Source organism: Acinetobacter sp. YH12152 (assembly GCF_013418285.1).
GTDB classification, from domain to species: domain Bacteria; phylum Pseudomonadota; class Gammaproteobacteria; order Pseudomonadales; family Moraxellaceae; genus Acinetobacter; species Acinetobacter amyesii.
Genome location: NZ_VPCH01000077.1, coordinates 1 through 8,566 on the forward strand (window position 1 = coordinate 1; position 8,566 = coordinate 8,566).

An 8,566-nucleotide genomic window follows, 5' to 3' on the forward strand; every position below is an offset into this window, starting at 1 on the left:
AGGATAGCCGTGGGCGTTGGTATGTATGTCTTGTTGTTGAATCGCCTAAGCAAGATAAATCGACAGCAACCAAAGCGATTGGTATTGATCTAGGCTTAAAAGATATTGCCACCTGTTCTGATGGCACTGTAATTTCAAATCCAAAATTCTATCGAAAATATGAGCAGAAATTAGGTATTGCTCAGAGAGCCAGGAATAAGAAGCGTGTTCGTGCATTACACGCCAAGATTGCAAATATGGGCATAAGCGTCTAGCTGTAGGAATCACCCTTTTTTAAGGGGGTGAGGATGTCAATGAGATGAATTTTCAGTCTATAATACGGGGCTCTTATTAAAGCTTGGCTCTAGTCGAGATTTACTCTCTCTTACTTTAATCTCTGGAAACATTGCAATGAATGCGGCCGCTTCACAAGACACTCCTCTCGTTGGAATTATCATGGGTTCTCAATCGGATTGGGCAACGCTAGAAAACACTGCCAATATGCTCAAACAGCTTGGCGTCTCATTTGAAGCGGAAGTAGTATCTGCACACCGAACTCCAGATCGATTATTCGAATATGCCGAAACCGCACGTGATCGTGGTATTCAAGTAATTATTGCCGGTGCTGGCGGCGCAGCACATTTGCCAGGCATGTGTGCAGCCAAGACTGATTTGCCTGTACTCGGCGTACCGGTAAAATCATCGATTCTAAATGGTGTTGATTCACTGCTTTCAATTGTACAAATGCCTGCAGGGATTGCTGTCGGTACTTTGGCCATTGGCCCAGCGGGTGCAACCAATGCGGCGATCATGGCTGCACAAATTTTAGGTTTAACACGGCCTGAAATCGCAAAAAATGTTGCAGATTTCCGTGCTGCGCAAACCGATAAAGTGGCGAGTAAAAATATTCCGGGTCAAGCTTAATTAAGGGGCATTTCTCATGGATAAAACCATTGGTATTTTTGGTGGTGGCCAGCTTGGTCGCATGATGGCGCAAGCGGCATTGCCTTTAAACATTCAATGCACCTTCTTTGAAGCGAGTACCGACTGCCCTTCTGCAGCGCTGGGTCCAGTGATTTCGACTCAAGCTGAAAATGGTTTGCAAGATTTCATTCAGAGCGCAGATGTTTTCAGCTTAGAGTTTGAAAATACTCCGCTGGCAGATGTTGATGTGCTGACCAAGAACAAAGCACTGCACCCGCCGCGTCAAGCTTTAGCGGTTGCACAGCATCGTTTGTCTGAAAAAGCCTTGTTTGATGAGTTGGCCATTCCCGTTGCACCGTATAAGGCCGTAACGTCTTTAGAGAGCTTAGAAACTGCTGTTGCGGAGCTGGGCTTACCGATCGTGCTGAAAACATCGCGTGGCGGTTATGACGGTAAAGGTCAATTTGTGCTACGTAGCGCTGAGCAAATGGATCAAGCATGGGCTGAACTAGGCCCTGCAGGTGAATTGATCGCGGAAAGCTTTGTAACCTTCTCACGTGAAGTCTCAATCATTGCGGTGCGTGGTCAAGATGGTGATGTGAAAACATGGCCATTGGCGGAAAACCACCACCACAACGGCATTTTGTCGCATTCGATTGTGCCTGCACCAAACAGTGCAGACTTACAACCAGTTGCGCAAGATTACATTACTCGCCTGCTCAATCATTTGAATTATGTCGGTGTTTTGACGCTAGAGCTTTTTGTGACGGATAAAGGCTTATATGCCAATGAGATGGCGCCACGTGTGCATAACTCGGGGCATTGGTCGATTGAAGGCGCAGTGTGTTCACAATTTGAAAACCACATTCGTGCTGTAGCAGGTCTACCTTTGGGTTCAACTGAAGTTGTTCGTCCAACGGTCATGGTAAACATCATTGGCCAACATCCGAAGTCTGAAGATGTATTGGCACTGAATGGCGCACATTTGCATCTGTATAACAAAACAGAGCGTGAAGGTCGCAAAATCGGTCACATCACATTAATGCCGAACGATACTGCAGAATTAACAGCTTTATGTCGTGCTTTGGCGAAAATTTTGCCGAATCCACTGGCACTTAGCGAAGATATGACCATTTAAACCTGTGTTTGAATGATAAAAAAGCGGTCATGCATATGGCCGCTTTTTTTATTGCTGTAGTTCGGGCATCATTGCGCCTCTTTGCAAAATCACACCGTTTATCGCTGAAACGATAAGAAACTATGGATCATAAAGTGTTCGTTCGTTTATAAATATTCTGCGCTAATCTTCGTATGGTTTTTTGTGTATCAATAGTCTGCGATGTATGTGAATCAAAATCAAAAATAACTAATGCGTTTTGAATTCAAACTGTGTTTTTAAATTTAAACTATGAATTTGAATTCAAAAAATCCTATGCCAAAAACAATGAATTCAAAGTTTATGAATTTAAATTTCAAAAAATGAATTCATTTCGCTGTGTTTAAATTTAAAAATTTGAATTTAAAATTTGATCAGAATTATTGGATCTGTAGAAAGTGCTTTTAAAAGCTATAATATTTTGATTATTAACAATAAAGATGAATTGTTACGCTATTTTGAATTTGTGGATAACTTTTTCTACATGCGATTTATTTTTAAATTTAAAAGTTTTAAATTTAAATTTAAACCGCTGTTTGGTTTGTAGTGAATTTAAAACTGGTTTGTGGATAACTGCTTTTGAATTCAAATTTCAAAAATGAATTTAAATAAGTAGAGATTATGAATTTAAATTTACGTTTTGAACCTTTAACTTTTGCTTTGAGATGCTATTGTTAAAGCAACAATTTAAGTTCAAAAAAAGATCAAGGGTATGAAGCATCACTTAGGATTTGTTTTCGGGACTGCTTTATTGGCAATAACTCAGGCAAATGCCGAGTTGATTATTAATGGTCAGTCTGTCAATTCGTCGAGCATGCCTGCAACAAGCAGCATTTCATCACAAAATAACTTTCAAGGTTGTTTAGCCAATTTGCGCTCGCAAGCGATTAATGCTGGTGTGAGTGCGTCAACTTATGATCGCTATACGCAAAATTTAACACCTGATTATTCTGTGATTGAAAAGCTCAACTATCAGCCTGAGTTTTCAACACCGATTTGGGACTATTTGTCAGGTCTGGTGGATGAAGAGCGTGTACAACTAGGTCGGCAGAAGTTGGCGCAGCATCGTGATGTATTAAACCGTGTCGCGGCGGCTTATGGTGTGCCTGCTGAAACCGTGGTTGCGGTTTGGGGTGTAGAGAGTAATTTTGGTGATATTGCGGGTAGCTATCCTTTATTGCAGTCATTGGGCACTTTGAGTTGTGAAGGGCGCCGCCAAGGCTATTTCCGTGGTGAGTTTTTTGCAGCCATGCGGATTTTGCAGCGTGGTGATTTAAATGAATCACAATTGAAAGGTTCGTGGGCAGGTGCATTTGGTCATACCCAATTTATGCCGAGCACCTATGAAGAGTTGGCCGTCGATTTTGATGGTGATGGCCGCCGTGATTTGGTATCGAGCACCACGGATGCTTTCGCATCTACAGCCAACTTCCTGAAAAAGCGTGGTTGGCAAACTGGCCAACCGTGGGGTTTTGAAGTAAAAATTCCCGAAGGAATGTCGATCAGTGGTGAAAGCCGTCGTAATAAAAAATCATTAGATAGCTGGATGAATCGTGGTTTACAGCGTGCGGACGGTACGTCTTTAATACAAGGTAACCTTTCTGGATCGAGCAAAGCTGGATTAATGGCACCGGCTGGGGCAAGTGGGCCTGTATTCTTGGTGTTTAAAAATTTCGATGCAATCTACAGCTACAATGCGGCAGAGAGTTATGCATTAGCGATTGCGCATTTATCCGATCGCTTGCAAGGCAAGGGCGGCTTTAGTACGACATGGCCAACCGATGATTCTGGGACTTCACGTGCGGAACGACGTGAGATTCAACAATTTTTACTTAACCGTGGCTATGACATTGGTAAAGTGGATGGATTAATTGGAGATAAAACCCGTCAAGCCATTCGACAAGAGCAAAATCGACTGGGTTTAAGCCCAACAGGTCGGGCGGGACAGCAGATTTTACAGGCTTTCCGTAATGAACATGCCAAGGCAATGATGAATTAAGTTTTAGCTATGCTTTTATATAGTAGTTAATCTATATAAAAGCTTGTCTATATAAAAAAGGTCTGCAATTGCAGACCTTTTTTATATGTTTTTGACTCTTAAACCGCAGTGATTGTACCTAAGATACGATAGCCAGCAGCACCCGTCACACTTGGTAAATTTGCACTAAGCTGATTGACAAAGCGCATCGCCAACCAAGCAAAGGCCGTCGCTTCCACCCATGTTGGGCTTAAGCCTAAATCTGCGGTACTTTGCACCGTCCATTCATGTTTACGTAGACGCCAGCGCAGTTGTTCTAAAAGGTGTGAATTATATGCACCACCACCACAGACATAGACTTCACCGGTATCCATATCAGAACGGTAAATGGCTTTTTTAATGGCACGTGTGGTGAGTTTCATTAAGGTTGCTTGAATGTTTTCTGGCGTATCTTCGAGTTCGTCATATTCGAGATCTCCACGCCAATCGAGAATCTGTTCATCTAACCATTCTAGATTGAAGTCTTCACGACCTGTACTTTTTGGCGGTTCCTTAGAGAAAAACTCATGCGCTTGTAAGCGGTCGAGCAGGCTGCGAATAGGCTGACCATAAGCCGCCCAGTTGCCATTTTCATCATACGGCTGACCAGTATAACGTTCGCACCAAGCATCCATTAAAATGTTGGCAGGGCCTGTATCAAAGCCATAGACATCTTCAGGTTTACCCGCAGGTAACATGCTGACATTGGCAATGCCACCCAAATTTAAAATCACACGGTGAATGGTGTCATGTTGGAAAAGCGCTTGATGGAACGCAGGAACTAAAGGTGCGCCTTGACCACCCGCAGCCATATCGCGGCGGCGAAAGTCTGAAATCACAGGGATTTTAGTGAGTTCGGTAATAATATTGGGGTCGCCAATTTGCAGGGTAAAACCATGTTCAGGACGGTGGCGGATGGTTTGTCCATGTGAGCCAATCGCCTTGATTTGACTACGATCTAGCTGATTCTTCTCGATCAATTCATTAATGCCATGACCGATCATTTGAGCTAAAGCAACGTCTGCCTTACCCATACGATCAATTTCGTTATCATCAGGCAAGGTGAGGGCCATCAGTTCATCACGAAGGTCTAGGTCAAAGGGAAGTGTGAGTGTCGCATGAATCTCTAAAGGATCAAAAGAAGCAGCAACAATATCGACACCATCCATGCTTGTGCCGGTCATTACCCCAATGTAGATCGCTGTCATGATGATTCTTAAGCCTGCAATGTGCTGAAAAAGTGTTAGTATATCGCACAAATTGTATAACTGATCTATTTGGATTTTGTGATGTCAAATTTCCTGCCGGCTGAAGAACAACTTGCCCTCATCCAACGAGGCACACATGAGATTATTTCTGAAGAAGATCTTCTTAAGAAATTAAAGCAGAATCGCCCATTAAAAATTAAAGCGGGTTTTGACCCGACTGCACCTGATTTACATTTAGGTCATACGGTTCTGATTAATAAATTAAAAGTTTTCCAAGATTTAGGTCATGAAGTTTACTTCCTGATTGGTGACTATACAGCCATGATCGGTGACCCAACGGGTAAGAGCGCTACGCGTCCGCCGTTGTCTCGTGAAAAAGTTTTAGAAAATGCTAAAACTTATCAAGAACAAGTATTTAAGATTCTTGATCCAGCGAAAACTAAAGTTGTGTTTAACTCAGAGTGGTTTGGTCAAAAAACTGCTGCTGACTTGATTCAGTTAGCTTCACAGCAAACTGTGGCACGTATGTTGGAACGTGATGACTTCACTAAACGTTATAACAGCCATCAACCGATTGCGATTCACGAATTTTTATATCCATTGGTACAAGGTTATGACTCAGTTGCACTAGAAGCGGATGTAGAGTTAGGTGGTACAGACCAAACCTTTAACTTGCTGATGGGTCGTACATTACAAAGCCGTTATGACCAAGAATCTCAAGTGTGCATTACTGTGCCAATTCTTGAAGGTTTAGACGGCGTAAATAAAATGTCTAAATCTTTGGGTAACTATATTGCTGTATTTGATGCACCGGGTGCGATGTACCAAAAAGTGCTTTCAATGCCAGATGATTTGATCGAACGTTACTTTGACTTGTTGAGCTTTAAATCGATTGAAGAAATTCAACAGTTGCTCAAAGAAGTGGCTGAAGGTCGTAACCCACAAGAAGTGAAGAAAATTCTTGCACTTGAATTGGTTGAGCGTTTCCATGGCGCAGAAGCTGCGGCAAATGCGCACAAAGGTGCAGGCAACTTGATTACTGAAGGTGAACTTCCAGAAGGTACACCAGAAGTGACTATTTCTCGTGGCGCATTTGGTGGTGAGATTTTCATTACTTCTATTTTGCGTGAAGCGGGTTTGACTAAAAATGCTGCTCAAGCAAAAGATGCAATTGGTCGTGGCGCGGTGAAAGTGGATTGGGAAGTGGTTGATGCAGGTTATGCTGTGTCAGAAAACAAAACTTTGATCATCCAAGCGAGCAAAAAAGCGATCGCAAAAGTAACTTTTACCGACTAATAAATTCTTGAATTTTTAGTTAAGTTATTGAATTAAAAGCAGGCTTCGGCCTGCTTTTTTTTACCAATTAATATATTAATAATATAAATAAGCAAATTCAAAAAAAACCTTATAAAAACAACACTTAAATTTTGCCAAATGTGTTGCATTTCTTGAATTTTATGTATAAGATTTATTCATCTAGAGAGATATATACCATCTAGAGGGTACATAACGATAACTCCACTTTTTATAAGTCTCTTCCCCAAGGGACTCTTTTTTTTAGTGAGTTAACAAATAACTATAATAACTACACGATGGATCGACTAAAGATTCAATTCTAAGGGAAAGATTTTGGGAGAGATCTTTCCCTTTTTTATTTGTAAAATTGAGTTATTCCTTTCAAAAATCACATTTATTTCTGTATTAAAGACTTTAATCGCTCCAGAAAAAAGCCCGATTCAATCGAGCTTTAAAATGTCTTTACTCAGATAAATGTTCATTGAGTTTTATTTTAGGGCTTAGGGCCAAATTGAATGAAGCTTAATTTAGGTAAGATCCGCTTAACTAATGTTCCCACTAAAAGTGCGGTAATAATGGTGCCTTCACGGACTCCGATGACTTGATGTAAGACCAGCCAACTGCTGATAACCGCAATACTGACCAAGAGGATGTCGCCATAGGTTTTACAGTTGCCAAAATCAAGGCGATAACGAACAGCAATGGCTTGATAGAGACCTTCTGCGGCCAAGAGGACTAGACTGGCTTTGACCACTAAGCTCACACCTAAAGCAGTAATCAGGCAACTTGCCAAGCAAGCTAGGAGTTGAAGTGGGTAACTTTCTATGCTCCAGCCTTGGGTCAGCCACATTAAACCGTCAATAAATGCACCAAACAAAATTCCCACGGGTAATTGCAGCCACTGTATCCATTGAAAGCGTGATTTTAAGATCAGCATTTGCAGCAGGATCATGACGATATGCATTAATACTGTTAATGTGCCGACGGTGAGAGGAAAGATATAGCTAAAGCTATAGGGCACCGAGGAAATAGGGGATGTCCCTAAATTTGAATGTATAGAGAGTACGACACCAAAAGCCAAAAATCCTAATCCGCCTAATAGTAAGAATAAGCGTGGAAAAAACTGTGTTGGCATCCTGCACCTAAAAAATAAAAAGAGTGTACGTAAAACGCAGCCTGCGCTCTATGCGTCTAAAGCCCAAAAATAGTGGCTTTTTATGACTGTGATCGTTAATAGTGATTATTCAAATAAAATAGGCTGTATTTTTATCAGCAAAAATGACTAAGCATGTAATTAAAATGATTTTTGCAAAAACAGGCCTTATGGAACAATGGTCAAAAATCAAAAAAGAGCAACAACATGGCGTATTACAATACCGATAATCATGATGAACAGATTGATCGAATCTTGAGATATTTATTTGATCACCAAACCACACAGTATAAGCGAGCATTATTTTGTGAGGCGCAGCAACAATTACATGATTTGGATATCGCAGCACAGTACCAACTATTTGCATTGGTACGAGAACAACTCCCTCGACGTGCCAAGCTGCTATTTTCTGCCGAGGATTTCCGTGGAAAGCAACAAGTCATCTTGGAAGTCATGCAACATTTAGCATTTGAACGTTAAAAAATGCTTGGAAATATAAAAATGCACGCAAAAAAATGTCTATAAAGCTTGAATAGGTGTGATGACAGAAAAAAATGATGTGCTTTGAGGAAGAAAAGTAGACTAATGATCAATAAATAATCAAAGCTACTTTTATTAGATTTAAAAGCGCTGAAAAAGATTTGCTAGATATAAGAAATTTACTTAATTAAATATCGACTATTTGCTAAAAATTTATAAAAAATGCCTCTGTACACGACAAATTTCATAGGATCCTTGTCCTATCAGGCTTTTTCTTTCTTAAAATTGCTAGCACTTTCTTAAATTCTTCTTTTTTTCCAAAACCAATCAAACGTAGAATAGCCATTTGAACA

Annotated in this window: 7 protein-coding genes and 1 pseudogene; 6 read left to right on the forward strand and 2 right to left on the reverse strand. The window is 40.9% G+C overall.

Going from position 1 to position 8,566, the window contains the following annotated elements; genetic code table 11:
* The 4 genes and pseudogenes from FTU83_RS16160 to FTU83_RS16175 form a co-directional block, all read left to right on the forward strand.
* Positions 1-236, forward strand: a pseudogene (locus tag FTU83_RS16160) (transposase); the annotation flags it as partial.
* A 154-nt stretch (positions 237-390) separates the two neighbouring features.
* Positions 391-903: a 5-(carboxyamino)imidazole ribonucleotide mutase gene (gene purE, locus FTU83_RS16165; protein WP_180107299.1), complete on the forward strand. Its 513-nt coding sequence runs from the start codon at positions 391-393 to the stop codon at positions 901-903.
* Between the two features lie 16 nt (positions 904-919).
* Positions 920-2,041, forward strand: a complete 1,122-nt coding sequence (locus FTU83_RS16170; protein WP_180107301.1) for a 5-(carboxyamino)imidazole ribonucleotide synthase — start codon at positions 920-922, stop codon at positions 2,039-2,041.
* Positions 2,042-2,771: 730 nt separating this feature from the next.
* Positions 2,772-4,058 (forward strand): lytic murein transglycosylase, encoded by a 1,287-nt coding sequence (locus FTU83_RS16175; protein WP_180107303.1) that lies wholly within the window; start codon positions 2,772-2,774, stop codon positions 4,056-4,058.
* A gap of 98 nt (positions 4,059-4,156) precedes the next feature.
* Here FTU83_RS16175 and FTU83_RS16180 read toward each other — a convergent pair whose 3' ends face one another.
* Positions 4,157-5,284, reverse strand: a complete 1,128-nt coding sequence (locus FTU83_RS16180) for an anhydro-N-acetylmuramic acid kinase (protein WP_168379846.1) — start codon at positions 5,282-5,284, stop codon at positions 4,157-4,159.
* A gap of 63 nt (positions 5,285-5,347) precedes the next feature.
* Here FTU83_RS16180 and tyrS point away from each other — a divergent pair, with 63 nt between their 5' ends.
* A complete protein-coding gene (tyrS, locus tag FTU83_RS16185) occupies positions 5,348-6,580 on the forward strand; it encodes a tyrosine--tRNA ligase (protein ID WP_171262600.1) in 1,233 nt (410 codons plus the stop codon).
* Between the two features lie 493 nt (positions 6,581-7,073).
* On the opposite strand, the gene FTU83_RS16190 is transcribed toward tyrS, so the two are convergent.
* Positions 7,074-7,715, reverse strand: coding sequence for a YitT family protein (locus tag FTU83_RS16190; protein ID WP_162689805.1), 642 nt, complete (start codon positions 7,713-7,715; stop codon positions 7,074-7,076).
* Positions 7,716-7,940: 225 nt separating this feature from the next.
* On the opposite strand from FTU83_RS16190, the gene FTU83_RS16195 reads away from it, so the two are divergent.
* Positions 7,941-8,213 (forward strand): hypothetical protein, encoded by a 273-nt coding sequence (locus FTU83_RS16195; protein WP_111886092.1) that lies wholly within the window; start codon positions 7,941-7,943, stop codon positions 8,211-8,213.
* The last annotated feature ends 353 nt before the right edge of the window (positions 8,214-8,566 follow it).

What these genes read in the sequence shown, in the direction of transcription:
- FTU83_RS16190 (WP_162689805.1), bottom strand. Translation starts at nt 7,715, where the DNA reads ATGCCAACACAGTTTTTTCCACGCTTATTCTTACTATTAGGCGGATTA.
- FTU83_RS16170 (WP_180107301.1), top strand. Translation starts at nt 920, where the DNA reads ATGGATAAAACCATTGGTATTTTTGGTGGTGGCCAGCTTGGTCGCATG.
- FTU83_RS16180 (WP_168379846.1), bottom strand. Translation starts at nt 5,284, where the DNA reads ATGACAGCGATCTACATTGGGGTAATGACCGGCACAAGCATGGATGGT.
- purE (WP_180107299.1), top strand. Translation starts at nt 391, where the DNA reads ATGAATGCGGCCGCTTCACAAGACACTCCTCTCGTTGGAATTATCATG.
- FTU83_RS16175 (WP_180107303.1), top strand. Translation starts at nt 2,772, where the DNA reads ATGAAGCATCACTTAGGATTTGTTTTCGGGACTGCTTTATTGGCAATA.
- FTU83_RS16195 (WP_111886092.1), top strand. Translation starts at nt 7,941, where the DNA reads ATGGCGTATTACAATACCGATAATCATGATGAACAGATTGATCGAATC.